This is a genomic window from Campylobacterota bacterium (assembly GCA_020633995.1).
In the GTDB taxonomy this organism is placed as follows: domain Bacteria; phylum Babelota; class Babeliae; order Babelales; family RVW-14; genus JACKCO01.
The window spans coordinates 276,316-296,123 of the sequence record JACKCO010000004.1 but is presented as its reverse complement, the minus strand read 5'-3'; the positions used below and the strand labels follow the sequence as shown (position 1 = coordinate 296,123).

Here is a 19,808-nt window from a genome sequence, read left to right as displayed (position 1 = left end):
TATGGCTCTGACAAAAAAAGCTCCCGCTACTCCAAACAGAAATACTCACTCCAAACGTTGGACTGTTTATATCGATGGTGCCGCTCGCGGTAATCCCGGACCCGCTGGTGTGGGTATTTATGCACTCAATGATGATCAGCAAGCATTTTTAAAACTCCACGCATATCTAGGACATAAAACAAATAACCAAGCTGAATATTTAGCACTCGTCTATGCTCTTTTTTCCCTCACTAACCAGCTAAAGAAATTAAAAAGTCAAAAAATTTTTCTATCAATTTTCTCTGACTCAGAGCTCCTGGTCAAACAAATGAGCAATTTATACAAAGTTAAAAACCCGTGCCTTGCCCAGCTTAAACTCATTGCTCAGGAGATGCTTTCGGATATAGAGCACGAATTTTGCCATGTAACACGTGATAAAAATACTCACGCTGATGCACTTGCAAATCAAGGAGTTGATGAACGGCAAAAGCTCCCTACAACATTTCTGGCATTTCTAGCAGACCATAACCTTATCATTTAACGGCGAAATACATCATTATGCGCAACAAATCTGGACTTTTTTTACTATTCTGTACCTTCGCACTTTCATACATGCCAACAGTGTTTACGCATTCCTCATTAAAAAGTAAACCGCTTCATCGCAAGAAAATTACTCCCAAAAATATCCGCGTTCTACTCCACGAACATGATGCACGCAAACAACACCGCTTTACCGTTACTCTTGACCCAAAAAGCAATGACCACTTTATCGTTGAAAGTCCAACCGGAATCGGTAAAAAAGAAACTGTAAAACAAAAAACGATCACCCTGGTTTGTTGTAAAAATGAGCTCTACTACAAATGCAAAGACTGCAAATATAGACGTATTAAGCACCACGATATTTCCATTGCAGGATCGGGGGACAAAATTTATTTAAATGACACCTGCTACCACGGTAGTATCAGGTTTGTTATTGATAGACCTACATCAAAACTACCTGTTGTTAATACCGTCAACCTAGATGATTATATCTATTCAGTTTTGCGCTTTGAATGTATTACCTCGTGGCCGATGGAGATGCAAAAAGTCCAGGCTGTAACGTCACGAACATACGCCGCATACCTGCTGCAACAGGGACAGAAAAAAAATCCTCTACATCATTATTACGACATAAAGAACACAAATTTTCACCAAATTTACAAAGGATCCCATAACTACGCTCATTTACGTGAAGCAGTAGAACAAACAAATGGTCAAATTATGACCTACAAAAACTCAGTTGTCCTAGCCATGTTTGATGCCTGTTGCTCAGGCATTATTCCCGCTCATGTCAGCAACCACGAGCACAGCAACAAACCATACCTGTTCAGAAAACGACAGTGTAAACACTGCTCAAATTGCAACCTATACAACTGGAAAGAAGAACTTGATAGCGCACAATTGCTCGAAAAACTTAAAAATCATTATAAAACTGGTGCAAAGTTTAAAAACTTTGGCAACCAACTTATTGACATAAAAATCATTGACAAAGACGAAGCCGGCCTTGTACACCAGGTAAAGCTCTTTGGTAAAAGAAAAACGGTAACACTCCCCGGTCATGACCTACGCCTTGTTGTACAGGGTAAAATGAAAAGCCTATCATTCAATGTTAAAAAAAATAAAAATCGCTTTGTGTTTAACGGCAAGGGATTTGGCCATCAACTTGGCCTCTGCCAGTGGGGCGCTAAAGAGCTTATTAAAAAAGGCTGGAAATATCGTGAAGTACTCTCATTTTATTTCCCCCACATAAAGATCAGCAAACTAACTTAGGTCATTAAAAAAATCTTGGAATAATATATGCCAAACTATCGAACTCATTTGATTGGTGGCGCATTTACATACATGGCAATCTGCTGCCTGCTTGTTTTCACACAGAAACACTATTCGTTGAATTTTGCGCAACTCTTACTCGGACTTTATTTGAGCCTTTTGGGTTCTATTTTTCCCGATATTGATATTAGAAGCAGAATGCAGCGCCTTTTTTTACTGTTTGTCAGTCCAATCTTTTTCACCGCTATCATTTATCAGCAATGGAAATTGCTCATTATCTTGTCTGCCAGTATTTTATTCATCACCCTTGTCAAGCATCGTTCGCTTACTCATAACATCTGGTTTATCCTTGGATTACCTCTATGCATAGCCCTTCCAACAATTGCCTACACACGTCTTGCAACACATGTGGTTTTTCTAATGTACATATTTTTTGTGTTCGGGGCATTAAGCCATCGCTTCCTTGACTATGGTCCTCGAAAATTCTTTACCAGATAGCGTATTCACAAACCATCAACATAAAACCCTCTACCAATCGCATTTGACTACTAGCCCCCTAAGTGGAAAACTAAAAGGGTCCCCCTTCTATATCTTCTATCATCATTCTTAATTAAAGCTACAAATCTCAACCAGATGCATAACAACCAATCATTACATGAAAGGAATCTTATGCTTACAAACAAAGAATTCTACGCGACAATCTAGCGGGGGAAATGGCGGTTATTGGAATTTATGGTATAGCCGTAAAATTGGCTATACCATAAATAATGTCAATGCGTTGCGTGTTGTAATACGCTCAACATCAGCAACATCGATCTGTTTTACATCAGCAAGACTTTGGGCTATCAAGGGAATATAGGCAGGTCTGTTTTGCTTGCCACGAAACTGCTGTGGAGGCAAAAACGGTGCATCGGTTTCCAAGATAATGTGGTCTAAATCAATACTTTTGACCACCTCTCGCAGCTGCTCATTTTTGGGATAATTGATTGGACCATCAATACCAACATACAACCCCCAGTCACAAACTACTTTTGCAAATGCCTCATCTTGCATAAAACAGTGAATAACCCCTCTAACCATTTTTTTAGATGCATAGGGCTCGAGTACCTCAAGCACTTTTTCTCCCGAATCGCGTACATGAATAACTAATGGAAGATCATGTTCTATGGCAAGTTCAATATGTGCTTTAAACGCATCTACCTGACGCTGAGTAAAAAAGGGTTTATGATAAAAATCAAGACCGGTCTCCCCAATCGCTACAATGTTATTCTCTTTCTTATGTTTAACCAAGTCTTCAATCTTTTTAAAATCGTGTAACCACCCAGAGCCACAGTCACAAGGGTGGATACCCACAGTGGCAAAAACAGAATCAAATTCTCTGGCTATTGCGACACAGTTTTGACTTTCAACAAGACTCGTACCAACGTTAATGATCTTTTTAACACCTGCCTCTGATGCCTGAGCAATAATATCTTTAAGGAGAGGAAAGTGTTGCGGCTGCAACGGCTGATCAAATTCTTTTTTTACAACAATATTTAAATGGCAATGCGTGTCAACAAACATAGTATGTTCCCAAACGTATCGAGTAAGCTCTCTAATTTTTCCTCACTTCAGCATATCATGGAAAAAAAATATAAAAATTATTCATGCCCCCAACAAACTTTCATTCAGACAAAAAAAAACCATACTGACCGTAAAAACAACAATATTTAATATTTTTTAAAAATAACAATACGCAACATCAAGAATTATCAACATTGTATCAGTCGTTTTTCTTGACAAACGACAAAACACAATCTAAATTTCACACTGTAACTGTAATGCAATGATGTCTAACATTTTTAGGAGATAAAACCATGAACAAGAGCGAATTGATAGCTGCACTCAGTGAAGAAACAAATTTCAGTAAAAAAGACATTGCAAAAGTATTGGCCTCTTTTACACGAATCATCGAACGCACCCTCAGAAAAGGCGGAAAGGTATCATTGACCGGTTTTGGAACATATTGGATCTCACATCGTCCAGCCCGTGTTGGTATCAACCCAGCGACAAAGGAAAAAATCCAACTTCCAGAAGTACGCGTTCCACGCTTTAAACCAGGTAAACACTTAAAAGAACAAGTACGCTCAGCATAGAGGCAGGACTCAACACTTTATAATGTTTTCCAAATACTCCTTAAAACTATGCACCCTTTTTCGTGTGTTAGGGCCGGTAGTATTATCGGCCTTTTCAATTTTGTGCGTATGCCTTCTTATCAATCCAATCGCATGCGCACTTGACCCATCCTTTCATCTTCTCGCAAATCGTGGGCTTGGTAAGGTAACACTTTCTTTAATTGTTATTGCACATATTTTCTTGCTAACCTGCTTTGCTAAACATAGTTTTTTTCAAAAATTTCTTGATACTAATGTCCGCTTTTTCAAACGGCCAACTTGGCTCAAAGATTTTTTTAGTTTTTTTGCTATCTTTTTGCTCCTTCACATTTTATTTCTTACTACACTATGCCTGAGCGGCTTAGTTACCTATACTCCAAGTGGATGGACCCGACTATCAAGTATGTGGGCTAATTTGTTATGGGGTTTTATTGTCACGTTTTTTCTAGCCTGGAGCGAGGAAGTAATCTTTAGAGGAACACTGTATCTCTACCTTGAGCAATCACTCTCACCAATCAGCAGCGTTACGCTTACTTCATTTGTTTTCATGCTGGTACATGACCTTTCAAATCCATTTGTTTTTTTTGGCAGTCAGTGGCGCCTTGGTTTGGGGCTATTCTTGCTTGGCATGCTGCTTAACCTAATATTTACCGCTACAAATAAGCTCTATACCGGCATGGGGGCGCACGCCGGCTTGGTCTACGTTAAGGTGGCCCTCCGCCGTTTGCCCCTTTTAAGCTACCCAACCCTTCCGTTTTGGCTTTCAGTCGACCTACGGCAGTCTTTGGCCGTTCACGCTCTCTTTTGCCTGGGTATCATCATAGCCCTGACAGCCCAAAAACCCTCTTTTTTTAAGGCAAAATCTAGCTTTTGACCTCTCCAAAATGCTACGGTAAAGACAGAAGGATCCTCTTATTAGCCTTTTTAGAGGCCTGATGAGAAAAGGATCTTACTATACCGACTTAAGCAACACTATGGCCTGAATCATATCGCCATGGTCCTTGGGGGAGGAAAAAGGGGATGAAAAATATCATCTATATTCTTTTGGTCTGCTGTTTGCTGCTAACTGGCTGGATGTCAGCAAACATTCAAGACAACTATAAGCTTGCAAAAAACGAAACGACTGCGGGCAAAAAAAAGCTTCTTATTTTCACAAGCAAGGGCGGCAATGGCCATATGAATGGAACTGCAGCACTCAAAGAAATGCTTGGAGATCAGTATGATATACAAGTAGTAAACCCCTTTGAAACTATCTTTCGATCACTTGATATCGTACGCAAGCTAAGTTTTGGAAAATCAGACTGGGAAAGTCTGTATAATAAGCTTTATCAAAAAGGTATGACTAACGTTAATAACTTCATGTGTAAAAAATTTGGGCCGTGGCTTGAGCGTAGCAACCGCGAAGAATTTGAAAGACGACTGCATATCTTGCTCGAACAAGAAAAGCCTGACCTCGTTATTTCGATTATTCCGCTTATTAATTTAGCGGCTGGCAATGCAACCAATAAGCTGAGCATCCCTTTCATTGTTGTCACACAAGATGGCAACCTCAAACTGTGGAGTCTTGGCCTTGAAAACCTCAAACACGAAAATTACGCCATAACTATTGGTATGAATACGCCAACAACCCGAGAATATTTAGAAAAACAGGGAATTTCCCACAACAATATTCATACAATCGGCTTCCCCCTACGCCAACCATTTTTCCAAAACAAACACAAAAAGGTCAAAGAAATAAGGCAAGAATGGAATATTCCGCAAGACAAATTTACTGTCATGATGATGATGGGTGGCCCTGGTGGCAGGCAACTGATCAAGTTCACTGAAGAAATTTTACGTAACAATCTTGACGTACATCTACTCATCTGCTGTGGCCGAAACGAAAAAATCAAAAATAACCTGGAATCATTGCTTTCAAAAAAACAAGATATCACTTTTACCCTTGTGCCTTTCACCAACAAAGTTGCAGACCTCATGGCGGCTAGCGACCTACTTCTCACCAAACCTGGGCCCAATACAATCGCTGAGGCCGTGCAAAGCTACCTGCCAATTGTTGTTGACGCAAGCATGACCACACTCTTTTGGGAACGCGCAAACATCAAATATGTCACTGAGAATAACTACGGGGAAACACTCACTTCGCTGAAAAACCTTGCTCCAATTATCAGAGAATATATGCACAAACGTAAAACTCAGCCCAAAGAGACATACCATGCATACAACCAATTCAACCAAGAAATTGTCAAACTGATTGCCAATATGCTTGAAAAAAAAGCTCTTCAAACGGCACAACCCCTATCTGACAAGCAAGCCACTAAGCTTGCAAAACAATAACAAAACCCTATTTGTCATACAATGAAAACTTGTATACTGACTATCAACCTCTCCACCTAAAATCACTCTAAACCACTTCTCAATCGCCTGTAATAGGTGATTTCTACACCCTTAAATTTCAATTAGGGCGATAATACTACATATTAATCAAGATTATTTCATATAGCCTTTTGACAACTAAGTGCCGTACAATTAGGATAAAACGAAGCATGAGCCATAGAAAGCTTTGCACTGGTAGATACTAGCATGGGCACGTATCAAATGTTTGTTATAACTAAATGATGGAGTTTATATCATGAAAACCATATTCAAATATCTGCTATTATTCGTTTCACTTACAATAACGTCACTTTTCTGTAAACAACCTACACCCGACGCACTCAAGACCGCCTTTATAGCAATCCTTGATGAAAATTATATTGGGCTACAGGAATATATTAAAGATGGTTACGATGTTAATGCACAGCCAGACATCTTCCTGACCGAAAAACACAAGTTTTTCAACCTCTTTGACATGAGCAGTATTGTTGATAATAAAGGATTATACTTTTTTATTGAGCAAATAGATTTCCTTAATGCCCTTCTAGGCGAAAGAAATACACTGCTCCATACAGCTGTTGATTTAGGGCATTCAAAATTCGTTGAACTCTTACTTAACAATAACGCTAATCCAAGGGTTCAAAATATTTACAAGCAAACAACGCTTCATTTTGCAGTTGAACGACTTAATAACAAATTACTCGAAAATAAAATGCGCATAATCAAACTACTTTTGGAGAAAGGCGCGGACATCAATGCAGAAGATCAAAATGGCTTAACCGTACTCGACTACTGCTGCGAGAAAAACCATAATGAAGATTGTTACTATACGGTATGCAAACTACTTCTTGAAAAGGGAGCCAATGCACATAAAAAAGGTCCCCACAACATTACAGCTCTTGATAGAGCCCGAGATGCAGGAAATACCAAAATCGCGAAGTTATTATCCCAACATATGAAAAAAACAAAGTAGCAAAAATACAAGCAACAAGATAAAAGAGGGCACGCTTTTTAGCGTGCCCTCTTTTAATAATAAAACCGCCGAATAGCAATGTTGTTGATAATCCCCAAACTTGCCAGCGTAATCCACAAGTGCGAAATACCATAGGTACACAAGGGTAAGGGAATACCCACCACGGGCAGCAAGCCAATCACCATGCCAATGTTGATGCAGACCGACAGCATAAACGGCATAAGCAAGCCCACTAGCACAATCTGCTCAAAAAAAAGCTTTGCATAAAGGCCGATGTAGACAATGCGGCCAATCAGCATGCAAAACAGAGCAATAAGTACCAATGCTCCAAGAAAGCCAACCTCCTCACACATAACTGAAAAAATAAAATCTGTATGATCTTCGGGCAAGAAACCAAGCTTATTTTGGGTACCCTTCAACAAACCTTTACCCATCAGCCCCCCTGAGCCTATGGCAATTTTTGACTGCTCGATGTGATAACGCTCTTTTTTTTCATCACCATACCCAAGCAGTACAAGTACCCGCTTTTGCTGATACGGCTTAAGACACTTCCACAACACTGGGGCTGCAACAAGGCTTGCTAAAGCTAGCACTAGAAAAAAACGCCGATCAAGGCCAACAAACCAAAACAACGCTAGTCCGGAAAACAGCACAATCAATGCAGTCCCCAAATCTGGCTGTTTTAAAATCAGGACAAAGTTAAGTGCAAGCGTTGCTAAGGGAAAAAGATACTCACGAAACGAAAACTGATAATCTACAAAGTACTTAGGCACCTCCAGCTCTGCAAAATAAAACGCAACAAAAGCCGGCAAGAAAAATTTGATCAACTCAGACGGCTGCCCACGAAAAAAATATAAATTTATCCAGCGCTTGGCCCCCATGCCAATCCATCCCCCAACAAAGGTGTACAACAACAAGGCCATCGAAACAAAATACCCCCAAAATCCCCATCGTATAAATAAGCGCAAATCAAGAATAGAGAAAAATGCGTACAGTCCAAGGCCAATAAGTGAGCCAACTACTTGCTTTTTAAAAAAGAGTGAAAATGGCTTTTGCGGTGTGTAGGTAGCACTAAAAACAAAGAGCAACCCAATGCTCAAGATAGTGAGCATCAAAAAAAAACTTGCCCAGTCAAAATAACGAAGATACCGCCGTGGCGTAAACATGCATTTACCTTGTTTTATGGTATACTAACATTTGAATTATACCATGAATAGATCCTGAAATAAATTCAGGATGACGTTGTGCAAGCGAGTGACGTCCCGTTAGTGGTACGTAACCAATAATTGAAAACCCACCAACCCAGCCGACAGCATGATCCCACGAATACTTGAGCTCAAAAATTTTCTCAGCTACGGAAATCAGCTTCAAACGGTTGATTTTAAAAACCATAGCCTCATATGCCTGTCTGGCAAAAACGGTCATGGTAAATCTGCACTGCTTGATGGCATTACTTGGTCACTGTGGGGACAAGCACGTAAAATTAGTAGCACAAGCAAAGCCGATGACGGCCTGTTACACCTGGGCCAGACACGTATGATGGTCAGCTTTGAATTTGAATCATCAGGAACCATTTACCGAACACGGCGCGAATATGCACGTACACATGGCAAACCATATGCAGCGCTTGATTTTGAAGTCTTTGACCACGAACAAGATCGCTTCGTCTCACTCACTGACAAAACTATTCGAGCAACACAAGTAAAAATAGAAAAGACTATAGGCCTTGATTTTGCTACCTTCATCAACTCATCATTTTTGCGACAAGGCCAGTCAAACGAGTTTTCAAAAAAATCACCCAAAGAGCGCAAACAAATCATTGCAACAATCTTGGGTCTTGAAAAATATGATTTATTGCAACAGCAAGCACTTGATAAAACACGCAGTTTTCAAGAAAAAAAGAGAATCCTGTTGCAACTACAAGAACAACGTGAACGTGAGCTAGCACAACGTAGCGAACTAACTAACGCTCGTGAAAACGAACAAAAAAAACTCGCTGAAGGGCAAAAACTACTTGATCAACTCCAAACAAAACTTAAGCAAACACAAACAGCTTACGCAACACTTGAAGCAACAAAAAAAAATCTCGAGCGGCTACACCTTGAACAACAAGAGCTTGCCAAAACAGCAGAAGAAAAAATAAAACGCTTCGATCAATTGCGTAAAGCCTGGCAGCTCGTTCATGCGCGCTCACTCAAACAAAGCGATTTTCCTAAACTCGAAAAAGAAAAAAAAGATTTTGCCTTACAAGAACAAAAGCTGCTTGAGCACAAGAAAAAACAACTCTTATTGCAAGAGAAATTATTATCACTCAAAGAGCAGTTGGCCAAAAAACAGGCGGAGCTCAAACAAGAAATTGAACAAAGCCTGCACTCGCGCCGACGTGAGCTTGAAAAGCAACAATACCATGCTGCAACGCTTGAAAAGACAATCAAAGAGAAAGAGATCGCGCAAGCAACATTGGTAAAAAAAATTAACGAACAAGAAAAAAGCCTTAACGAACTAGCAGAAAAACTTAAGTCATACGAACAAGAACAAAAAGAGTATGAGCTTGTAAAGACACAGTTTGAAAAGCGCAAAAATTTCTATCAACTCTTTGTGCAAAAAGGCAAATGGCTACAAGCACAGCTCAGTGAATTTGAACACAAAAAAAATACACTCAATGACCCTGACAATCCTGCATGTCCGCTCTGTGAACAACTCATTACGCAACGACGCAAACAATTTTTAGCCCAACAGATGGCAAGTCAAGAACAAACATTTGCTCACCAACATACCCGAATCTACGCCGTTGTAAAAAAACTCAAGGCACTTTTGCTTGAGCAGCACGAATTGGTTAAGCAAAAACAAGCGCATCTAGAGTTACTTACAAAACAACAGGCCCAACACAAAGAGTGCCAAACACAACATATTCACATGCAAACAGAGCTTGCACAACTCAAGCAGCTACAAACTGACCTCGCCAAAGAAAAAAACGATCTTGAAAAACCACTGACTCAAGCATCACTTCAACTTGAAAAAGAAGAGAAAACATTGCTTGCAAGTATTGGCAAACATCAGGCCATTACTGAACTAGAGGCTCAACTCAAACAGCTTGAAAAAGAAAAAGCAGCCATTCCTTTTGACGAAGATGTCTTTACCCACATTCAGCAAGAGCTAACACGTATTGCCAAGGAGCTGGCAAGCTTTGAACAGCTCAGAACAGAGCTCGGCAGGCAAGATCAACGTAAAGAATCGATCAGTACTCTACGAGATGAGCTCAAAGCAATCAAAGTAAAACAGGCAAACCTAACCAAAGAATGTAACGAACTCACGCAACAGACTAAACAAGCAGCACAGCTTGAGGCAATCAAAACAGCACAAGAGGCCGAACACGAGACGCTACTTAAAGCAAAAGAGACACACCTGCAAGCCATTGGTAGCTTTGACGCGCAGCTCAAACGGCTTGATCAACTTGAAAAAGACAACGCCAAACAAATTAAAGAGCTTGACGAGTACAATCAAGAGATTGATGACTACCAAGAACTTGCGCTGGCTTTTTCAAAAAATGGTATTCAAGCATTGCTCATTGAAGACGCCGTTCCTGAAATTGAGCAAGAAGCAAACGATATTTTAGCGCGTCTTACCGACAACCAAGCACAAATTTTTATTGAATCATTGCGTGATTTAAAAAAAGGAGGCGTACGCGAAACGCTGGATATCCACATAACCGACACACTCGGCAGCCGTGCCTATGAAATGTTTTCAGGAGGTGAGGCATTTCGTATCGACTTTGCCCTGCGCATTGCCATCTCAAAGCTGCTTGCACGCCGTGCTGGCACTACGCTACAGACACTTATTATCGATGAAGGCTTTGGTTCGCAAGATGAAGACGGCCTTGCACACATTATGGCATGTATTCATGCTATTCAATCTGACTTTGCAAAAATTATTGTCGTCTCACACCTGCATGAATTTAAAGATAATTTTCCTGCCCATTTGGTCGTTGAAAAATTGCCATCAGGATCTGTTGTCCGGCTTGAAGAGCGAGGATAACCGTCTAAAAATCTAAACGGTGAGGCTCCTTGGCTTACCTAACTTATTTTTGTTAACTTCTTGTTCCGCTTGAGGCTGCTCTTGCAGCTCATAAAAAAAGATATACGGATCTTGTGTATCAGTGATAAAGCTTGCTAGCTCATCACCTTGCAAATCAGTGACCCGTTCATCGTTGTAGCGTGTCCATACCTGGTCATCCTTTCCACCACGCACTATTGCAGTGTAGTGACCAGAATTGGCGGACTGACCATGGTGGTTAATAACTGAACGCAGTTTGTATCGATTGACCGAACCATCCACGCCTTTTACTATTAAATCTTGCAGTGGAAATGACACTGCTACATTATTTATTTTCTCAGTACTACCCTGCTCAAAAGCAAATCGACTAAGATGGACAATCAATACTGGCGGGACCTGCTTGATCATTGATTTTTTTGTTGAATTTGTATTCCCACAGCCAGGTTTTTGACATGCAATATTCTCAACAGGAGCAACACGAAAGTACCCGTCCATGAGTTCTTGCAGCCTGTAATGAACTACTTGACTGTGTGCTTGAGTCAAAATTGCATCGACCTCAACATCTGACATATCATCTTTAATCTGAGCCATCACATCAGCTACAGAGATTTGCTCCGGCAAAGACAGCGAAATTATATGGCGTGGTTCTGCACGCTCAGCAAGTCTTTTGTGTCCGTGTTGACAACAGAACAGATCTCTGGTTTGCAGCATGCATGTTTTATCAAACAAAGGTTTTAGTGATTTAAAATCATACAACCTATTAAATAACAACATGCTTAAAAATTCCTGCGCATCCTGCTGACGAGTATCATCGTCCTCTGGGAAGATTTCCTTACGCAGCGCTTCATGAAATTGCCCATATGCTCCATTCACATTTTTTTTCTGCAACAGTCCATCCCAAAAGGATGTAATTTGCTTACACGTTTGGTCATCACATTTTGCCATCTCATCTTTAAGCACAGACTGAAACGCAGGAATGCGTAAAACTGCTTGCATTGTTGCATTCATGAAACAACTATTACCAAAGTTTGCAAGACCATAGGGTACATCTACATTTGTTCTCGGCTCAAAAAAACTCTTAAAAACACCCCACAACGTTTTTTTAGGTTGTTCTTTTGCTTTTTCAGTATCACTACTTACTTTTTCAGCTTGCTTATCTTCTTGCTTTAAGTCTTCTTCTTTTGCCTGGACAGGCTCATGAACATTAGGAATATTTGGAGAATACACGTGAACAGTAATATCGGTATCCGCACACGTTTCTAAGCAAGCAATACATTCGAATGTTTGATTCTCTAAATTTTGTTTATGCTGTGTTCGCTTGAACAGACAATCGGAGCAATAAACTGTTCCTGGATTTTTTTGACTACAACAAGCAAGCGTATAAAAATAGATAAAATCTTTGTTTAATACCGGATCAAACTTTTTACCCGCTTGATTACGGTCCTCACATGAACAGCAGTGTGTTGGAAGCTGGTCTTTGGCAACCGTTTTTGATTCCATGTTATCAAGTCTCAGCGCCTGTTGGCCTTGAGTTTTAAGTGCTTCTTCCTGATCCTTATGCATTTTTCGTACATTTTCACGCTTGGGACCATTGACGATATGGTCACGTACCATCAAACCAACAGTGCCTAGAGCAAATACAGCTGGAACAAAAAGTTTTCCCCACCCATCAGCTGCACTGATAGGCTGTATGCTCACACTAGCAAGCACAGCGCCTAAAACAATCGATTTAAGGGATAAAACCTTCATGATACCTCCATTATTTATCAGAAAACTCCATTTATTATTTTCTATTTAGAAATATAACATATAAAAAGAGGTTTCACAAGGGGGCGTAAGGCCCCTTGTGAGGGGCATTTAGAAATAAAAAAGGACCGGTTTCCCGGCCCCCCTAATTTTTGATAGATCCCCAATCAAAGTCGGGAATATTGCATTGACGGCTTAATAGCCTAGTTTGCAGGCATCAAGTGCAGTTTAGGCAAAATATCGGCTCCATCAAACAACCTACCCCATTCTCGAGCTGCAGCCACACCTTTAAGACCACGCTGCTGGAACGGCTGGTTAAACATCAAGCTACCCATACCATCAAGAATGTTAATCATCCCATCATAGCCGCGGGCTCCTTGCATCATTGGCAGGAGATAAATTCTACCACCGTTTTTTACCATTTCACCGGCATTACCACCACCAATGCGGAATTTTGTGCTTGGTGCACGATCAAGACGTGGGCTGTCCTGTGCCATATTCAAAAACATATTGCTACCCTGTTTATCTTTAACGTATACATAGGCCATCTGGCCATATTTAACAGGTTCCTTGCTGTTCATAGCTTGAACGCTCCCACCACAAACAAGGCCTGTAGCTAACACAACCAACATCATTTTTTTCATCATTTTATTCTCCTTTAAGCTTTTTTATTCACTTACAGTTGAGGTATTGGCTTAGGTTTTGGACTTGGCACCTGCCCCGGTCCCCCCGGAGCTCCCGGCATTGGCTTAGGCTTTGGGCTTGGTATAGAGTCCGGAATACCTGATTCGGGATTTGGTGCTGGTTTAGGAGCTGGTACTTCCTGAATAGCAGCATCACCAAAGTAGGTAACTACAACATCCGGGGCTGCAACCCGCTGAAATGTTTGAGTTGCATTAATGCACAAGGCGCATGCCGCAAATAGAATGCCGTTAATTGCTCGTTTTATACCCATGGTAACCTTTATTCAACTCTTTCCATGTAAAAAACATCTTGTCCAGAAAGGTTGACAAGCTCCTGGAACATAAACAGCTCATCGTAATACAGCCCCCCAGAAAGCAACATTGAAATCGGTCCTCTCAAAACATTTCCCGGAGCAGCTTCAATGGTTACACCAACTGGCTCAAGTTCAACATTATCGTTCGGCTGAATGTGTGCTCCATCCTCACCACCTCTGATAACAAAAGCAACAGCGTCAGCAGCACCACTAAAAAGCTCAAGTTCTCCACTCTCATTCACACCCAAATACTGGGCACTATCATTGGCATCTTTAACATAAATCGTAACTGTATCGCCATAGAGAACCTCCTGCGCATGCATTAACCCTGTAGCAGGCAAACATATAGCACAAACTATGACAAAAACACGTATCAGCCAGAGAAACAGTACATTTTTCATAGGAATACTCCCCTTTGAGTAAAACCATAATCTTAGTAAACTTGACCATCTTTTAATTTCATAATAGATAATATTTACCAGGAAAATCAACTATTTTGACACTTTTTTCAAAATATATATTTCACAAATCCCCCTAAAACAAAGAGTTTGGATAAAAGCTTGACTCTGAAAAAATCGATACGCTATGGTCTTGGGCAGTACCATGCACCTCATATTTCAAATTTCAAAGCCATAGACAAAGGCAAAAAAGCGAATTGTAATGGTAAAAAAGATATTGCCGTCAGTTATACTGCTCTTGCTGTGCCCAATCGTTATTTTCATCTCATTGCGCTACGGAATGGAGCGGCAAGATATGATAGCGGTAAAGGCTGAACAGAAAAAAGAAGAAGAGAAGGTCAAACAAAAAGAGGCCAAAGAAAAAAAGGCCAAGATAGAACAGGAAGAAGAACGCAAAGGTCTTGTCGTAGACAATTCCAAAGAAATAGTCTTCGGGCAATCAGCAGCGTTTAGTGGTTTTTTTGGCCTATATGGAACAATTATAAAGAATGCAATCAACAGCTGTTTTGCACAGGTCAACAAAGACGGCGGCATCAACGGTAAAAAGCTGCGCCTGATTAGCATGGATGACCGATCAGACCCACTCCTGACAGAAAAAAATATCAAGGAAATGAAAGAAAAGCACGGTATAACCATGTTTTTAGGAACAATGGGAACCCGTGGGGTGTTAAAAGTTCTCCCGCTCATCGAACAGCAAAAAATTAGCATGTTCTTTGCCTGGGGTGGCGACCCCAAACTTGAAAATCCCTCACTTAAAAATGTCATTAATGGATTTGGCCTCATGGGACCGCAAGTAAAAGCCCTGGCCGATTATTGTCTAAACCAGCTCGGATTGAGTCAAATAGCTATTTTTCACTCAGACGGCAATTTTTCAACAGCCGCAGCCCAACAGCTTGAACGAGAGCTACAATCACGCGGCATACAGCCACTTGGCATCGTTCCTTACAATCGCTTTACCCTCGACATACAACCCAAAGCTGACGAACTGGTCGTTCTTGACCCCCGTGTAGTCATTTGTATTTCGAGCAGCTCTCCAACGGTAAAACTTATTAATCGCTTTTGGGAGCATGGCCATTTTGGCACACGGTTTATCGGCATCGACTCAAACCTGTTCGTCAACGACATACTCAAGGGTAAAGGTGTCCAATTTTCCCACACCTCAACCGTGCCAAACCCACGCCTGAGTGAACTTGAGATAGCAAAAAATTATCGCAAGCATCTCAACTTACACGCTCCACACGACACATTTAATATTCTTTCGTTTGCTTACTACGTATGCACGTCATTGATTGTGCATGCCATAAAAAATATTGATGGTGACTTTAGCCCTGCAAAGCTCATTGAACAGATTGAAGCAAGTAACAATGTTGATCTTGGTGGTATTAGCATTACCTTCAATCCAGCTAACCGCTACGCCTTTGGGCAAGAGATATGGGTGATTTAGATGAATAAAACCAAAGAACTGTTACAAGCCATACTCAATCTCATTACCCATACGACGTTTCGTATTTTTGCTATAGCAACAACATTGGTCTACATTGCCTTGGTTATCGGTTGGCAATTTACACAATTTGACGCAGCACAAACAGAACCAGTTCTGCTCAAGCCTGATGAGCAAACTCAACAACTTTCATCCAATGTCCGTACCGGCCTACATATACATTCATTCCCTCGTTTCTCATTTGTTCAAAACGATTTTTTAATGGATGGCATCATATGGTTTCGCTTCCCTAAAGGAACAGAATCAATAAAAACACTGGATGATTTTTCCATCCAGTACTCCCTGGTCAAAGACGATAAACTGCTTTTCCGATCAGATCCAATCATAAAACTATTAGGCGATGAGGTTCTAGTTGCCTACCACATCCAGGTAGAATTCAAAACCATGTTACGCTTTAAAAACTTTCCAATTGGTGATCACTCACTGCACATTATTGTACAAAACAGAAGTATAACACCACAGGAACTTATACTGACCGCTGATCAACGAGACTTAACCATCAATCCTGAAAACCTGATTGAAAACTGGTCGATACGAGCAAAACGAGCAAGTTATGGCTACATAAAATCAATTCTGTGCCCAGAGCAAGCTGACATGCACATCAGTTATCCATGTGTCGTCTTTTCAATCGACTTTAAAAACAACGGAACACGAGACTTGTTCTCGCTGTACTTTCCTATGTTTGTGCTATTTTTTATTGCATTGTTCTCGCTACTCTTTCGCATTACTGATACATCACGCCTTACCTACATTGCCTCAGCAGTACCAATTCTTGTGTTGTTCCGAATGGTGATTCATCAACTCTCGCCTATCATTGGGTACACCACCCACATCGACTTTGTCTACTACACACTTGTTATGTTATCGCTCTTAATCCTTATTTTCCAAATCTATGTTATCTTGACCATTCAAAAGAAAAAAATCGGCGAATCATCCTCGCATGAGGCAAAAGAGGCCCATGAGTACATCCAAAAAATGAATGATGTTTTGTTCATGGCCATTCTTGTTACGCTTATCATTGCACTCATCTTTGTGTATCATAGATAAAAACTGAGACTCTATAGCTGTTAGAAGTAAAGACTCATCAACAAAGTCACACAAATTGTCTTCCTGAACTTGTTTCAGGATCCAGACAAAGGTAAAATCATTATCTGGATGCTGAAATAAATTCAGCACGACACTGGCAGTTGAAGCAACGTACACATATACATCCTCGTCATCCCCAACTTGATTGGGGACCTAGAACTTGGTCAATCCACAAATACAAGAATTACGGATCTATCGAAAGGTCACAATGCCTCTTTTTATTATCTTCATTCTCTACAATAGTCTTCAACTACTCTTTTTACCTTTCCTTCCACTCTATCTATTTATCATCTCACGCAATCGAAAAGTACTTGGCAATCTTCCCGAACGCATTGGCATTATCCCCAAAGCAAATCCGGCAAATAATAATATCTGGTTTCACGCCGTCTCTGTTGGCGAAATGCTCTCAATCCAGCACATGCTTGAAACCATCAACACACGGATTGCAAACAGTGCCACCTACTTAACCGTTGGTACCGTGGCAGCAAAAGAATTGGCTCGTGGACAGGTCAAGAGCAATTACCTGAGTTTTATTCCCTACGACTTTTTGCCTTGCGTTCTTATCGCTTTTGCTCGCATAAAGCCATCAGCGCTCGTGCTAGTTGAAGGCGAAATTTGGCCAAATTTATTGATAATTGCACGATGGAAAAAAATACCTGTTTACATGGTCAATGCACGCATGAGCACACGCTCTGCCCGTCGTTACCGATTGCTTGGCATGTTTGCACGTCCACTCCTTAAAAGTTTCAAACACATCTATGCAAAAAATGCTGACTCACGTGATCTGTTTACCTCACTTGGCATTGATGCTGACCACACCAGCGTTTTGGGTGAGCTTAAAGCTTACAACGTTATGGAAAAGAAAAAACATATCGAACGGGAAATGGCCGTCAGCCGACTAGAGCACGCTACACTAGAAAAAGAGTACCAAACGCTACTCGTCGGCTCAGTACATGAAGGAGAGGCGCAAGTCTACATTGACCTGTTCTCAACACTGAAAAAAGACCAACCATGCAAACTCATTTTAGCCCCACGCCACTTTCACTGGCGAGAAAATTGGAAAGCTATGCTGGACAAAGCTGGCCTACGGTATAAAGAATGGGACAATTCAACTGACACCCCACTTGATCGCCTTGATGACCAAGCCTATGCTGATTTTAATGACTGTGATGTTATCGTTGTTGCTAAGCTTGGTATCCTATTTAACCTTTATCCTGTCGCTGATTTGTTTTTTTTAGGCGGAACCTTTGTCAAAGTTGGTGGACATAACCTGCTTGAGCCGACAGTCTGGCAGGTACCAACCTGTGTTGGCCCCTACCACTACAATTCACAAGATCAAGTTGAAACGCTGCTTAAAGTTAACGCAATCATGGTGTGCACAAATGAAAAAGAACTCACTATAAATGTTGGCCAACTACTTGCAGACAAGCAAGAACTGAAAGCCATGGGACAACGTGCCTATGAGTGGCTGGAGTACGAGGCTACGCGCGTTGAAAAAGCGCTTAATGAATTGTATCAGTATTTGAAATAAAGAAAGCCCCACTTCCGTGGGGCTTTCTTCTTTAGTCATTTGAAAGCTTGTTTAGATATCCATCTTTTCAAGTCCAGTTTGAGCCTGCTCTAGCTCATGCCGTTGCATGTGTTGCTCAAGCAGCAAACGCGTTTCATTATTAGCGTAATCAAAAGCATTTTTATTTTCAGGAACAGAATTCTGTATTGTTGGGTCAGCACCATACTGCAGCAAAAGCCCAATCACATACAGCGGTGCTTGACGCATGCAGGCAATAGCAAGCGGTGTATTGTTGTAAACCACGTAGTCATTGATCCAACGCGTTACCCCCTGATTTACCTGTTTTATAGAAGCACCGGCTTGGAGTACTTTTTCAATAATCCCAACATTTGGGTTTGACTCCGTTATCGCTTGCACAAGAGGAATAGCGGTTGCTCCTTTCTCATAGCTGCATACATCCATACCCTGACTCAGAAGATACACAAAAATCTGATCACCACCCTGACCAATAGCGGCTCGAACAGGACATGTCTTTAACGTGTTATTCCATTCGTTTACATCAGCACCAGCTTCAACGTTCTTTTTGACCATCTCCAGGTCCCCATTTTTGATAGCTTGTATAAGCAAGGAACTCAGTTCACTTAGCCTCCGGTATTCATCCCTTAAAGCTTTAACCAAAAAAGTCTCTTTCACGTTATAATAACCACTAGGGAAGAAGTTCCATGCGCGAGCGAGTTTAGAAAAATTTATATGTTCTTGCGTTCTGCTTGTATCATCAGATGTTGGCACTTTTATGTCATCGGGCAAATCAACGATACAACGCAAATAACGTGCGGCAAGCACATAACACATTCGCCGAATGTCATTAGTGTTACCTAACAAGGTTTTATGATAGCTATCAAGCGCATCTCGGTCATTTCTAAACAAAGCATCACAAACAAGTGCTGCCGCTAAGTGAGCTCGTTGCTCAGAGCCAATCGGCGTTGATCTCAACATCTGCAGAGCAAGCGTTATTCTATCAAAATCTCTACCAGCAATCTGCGCATTTCTTAGTTTTTTGCAAGCTTGCTCGTACCCATAAACATAAGAGACAGACGAAAAGATTACAGAGAAAATAATAGAAACTACCAACAGTTTTTTGATTTTGGCTACCACAGTGTTCCTTGCAGA

Annotated in this window: 18 protein-coding genes; 11 read left to right on the top strand and 7 right to left on the bottom strand. The window is 40.9% G+C overall.

Features of this window, described 5'->3' with window-relative positions:
* The first annotated feature begins 1 nt into the window (after position 1).
* From H6679_04360 to H6679_04350, 3 genes are all read left to right on the top strand, one after another.
* Positions 2–520 carry a ribonuclease HI family protein gene (locus H6679_04360; protein MCB9493478.1) on the top strand — a complete coding sequence of 173 codons (519 nt, stop codon included), beginning with the start codon at positions 2–4 and terminating at the stop codon, positions 518–520.
* Positions 521–600: 80 nt separating this feature from the next.
* Positions 601–1,788: a SpoIID/LytB domain-containing protein gene (locus tag H6679_04355; GenBank protein ID MCB9493477.1), complete on the top strand. Its 1,188-nt coding sequence runs from the start codon at positions 601–603 to the stop codon at positions 1,786–1,788.
* A 27-nt stretch (positions 1,789–1,815) separates the two neighbouring features.
* Complete coding sequence (locus tag H6679_04350) at positions 1,816–2,286, top strand: metal-dependent hydrolase (protein ID MCB9493476.1); 471 nt, start codon at positions 1,816–1,818, stop codon at positions 2,284–2,286.
* A gap of 255 nt (positions 2,287–2,541) precedes the next feature.
* On the opposite strand, the gene H6679_04345 is transcribed toward H6679_04350, so the two are convergent.
* Entirely contained in the window at positions 2,542–3,351 is an 810-nt protein-coding gene (locus H6679_04345) for a TatD family hydrolase (GenBank protein ID MCB9493475.1), read from the bottom strand.
* A gap of 293 nt (positions 3,352–3,644) precedes the next feature.
* Here H6679_04345 and H6679_04340 point away from each other — a divergent pair, with 293 nt between their 5' ends.
* From H6679_04340 to H6679_04325, 4 genes are all read left to right on the top strand, one after another.
* Entirely contained in the window at positions 3,645–3,923 is a 279-nt protein-coding gene (locus tag H6679_04340; protein ID MCB9493474.1) for an HU family DNA-binding protein, read from the top strand.
* 22 nt (positions 3,924–3,945) lie between these two features.
* Positions 3,946–4,815, top strand: coding sequence for a CPBP family intramembrane metalloprotease (locus tag H6679_04335; protein MCB9493473.1), 870 nt, complete (start codon positions 3,946–3,948; stop codon positions 4,813–4,815).
* A gap of 146 nt (positions 4,816–4,961) precedes the next feature.
* Positions 4,962–6,275 (top strand): CDP-glycerol glycerophosphotransferase family protein, encoded by a 1,314-nt coding sequence (locus H6679_04330; protein ID MCB9493472.1) that lies wholly within the window; start codon positions 4,962–4,964, stop codon positions 6,273–6,275.
* Positions 6,276–6,570: 295 nt separating this feature from the next.
* The gene (locus tag H6679_04325; GenBank protein MCB9493471.1) at positions 6,571–7,287 is read left to right on the top strand and encodes an ankyrin repeat domain-containing protein; all 717 of its coding nucleotides are present in this window, start codon (positions 6,571–6,573) and stop codon (positions 7,285–7,287) included.
* A 53-nt stretch (positions 7,288–7,340) separates the two neighbouring features.
* Here the strand turns inward: H6679_04325 and H6679_04320 are convergent, their stop codons facing one another.
* Positions 7,341–8,453, bottom strand: coding sequence for a rod shape-determining protein RodA (locus H6679_04320; protein ID MCB9493470.1), 1,113 nt, complete (start codon positions 8,451–8,453; stop codon positions 7,341–7,343).
* A gap of 148 nt (positions 8,454–8,601) precedes the next feature.
* Here H6679_04320 and H6679_04315 point away from each other — a divergent pair, with 148 nt between their 5' ends.
* Positions 8,602–11,322: an SMC family ATPase gene (locus tag H6679_04315; protein ID MCB9493469.1), complete on the top strand. Its 2,721-nt coding sequence runs from the start codon at positions 8,602–8,604 to the stop codon at positions 11,320–11,322.
* A 12-nt stretch (positions 11,323–11,334) separates the two neighbouring features.
* Here the strand turns inward: H6679_04315 and H6679_04310 are convergent, their stop codons facing one another.
* From H6679_04310 to H6679_04295, 4 genes are all read right to left on the bottom strand, one after another.
* A complete protein-coding gene (locus H6679_04310) occupies positions 11,335–13,089 on the bottom strand; it encodes a ubiquitin carboxyl-terminal hydrolase (protein ID MCB9493468.1) in 1,755 nt (584 codons plus the stop codon).
* 200 nt (positions 13,090–13,289) lie between these two features.
* A complete protein-coding gene (locus H6679_04305; GenBank protein MCB9493467.1) occupies positions 13,290–13,733 on the bottom strand; it encodes a hypothetical protein in 444 nt (147 codons plus the stop codon).
* Between the two features lie 29 nt (positions 13,734–13,762).
* Positions 13,763–14,041 carry a hypothetical protein gene (locus H6679_04300; GenBank protein MCB9493466.1) on the bottom strand — a complete coding sequence of 93 codons (279 nt, stop codon included), beginning with the start codon at positions 14,039–14,041 and terminating at the stop codon, positions 13,763–13,765.
* 8 nt (positions 14,042–14,049) lie between these two features.
* Positions 14,050–14,484: a hypothetical protein gene (locus tag H6679_04295; GenBank protein ID MCB9493465.1), complete on the bottom strand. Its 435-nt coding sequence runs from the start codon at positions 14,482–14,484 to the stop codon at positions 14,050–14,052.
* Between the two features lie 259 nt (positions 14,485–14,743).
* Here H6679_04295 and H6679_04290 point away from each other — a divergent pair, with 259 nt between their 5' ends.
* The 3 genes from H6679_04290 to H6679_04280 all read left to right on the top strand — a co-directional run bounded on the left by H6679_04290 (position 14,744) and on the right by H6679_04280 (position 18,659).
* Positions 14,744–15,985, top strand: a complete 1,242-nt coding sequence (locus tag H6679_04290) for an ABC transporter substrate-binding protein (GenBank protein MCB9493464.1) — start codon at positions 14,744–14,746, stop codon at positions 15,983–15,985.
* The gene (locus tag H6679_04285) at positions 15,986–17,089 is read left to right on the top strand and encodes a hypothetical protein (protein MCB9493463.1); all 1,104 of its coding nucleotides are present in this window, start codon (positions 15,986–15,988) and stop codon (positions 17,087–17,089) included.
* A gap of 247 nt (positions 17,090–17,336) precedes the next feature.
* A complete protein-coding gene (locus H6679_04280) occupies positions 17,337–18,659 on the top strand; it encodes a hypothetical protein (protein ID MCB9493462.1) in 1,323 nt (440 codons plus the stop codon).
* Positions 18,660–18,710: 51 nt separating this feature from the next.
* On the opposite strand, the gene H6679_04275 is transcribed toward H6679_04280, so the two are convergent.
* The gene (locus H6679_04275) at positions 18,711–19,793 is read right to left on the bottom strand and encodes an ankyrin repeat domain-containing protein (GenBank protein ID MCB9493461.1); all 1,083 of its coding nucleotides are present in this window, start codon (positions 19,791–19,793) and stop codon (positions 18,711–18,713) included.
* Positions 19,794–19,808: the final 15 nt, after the last annotated feature.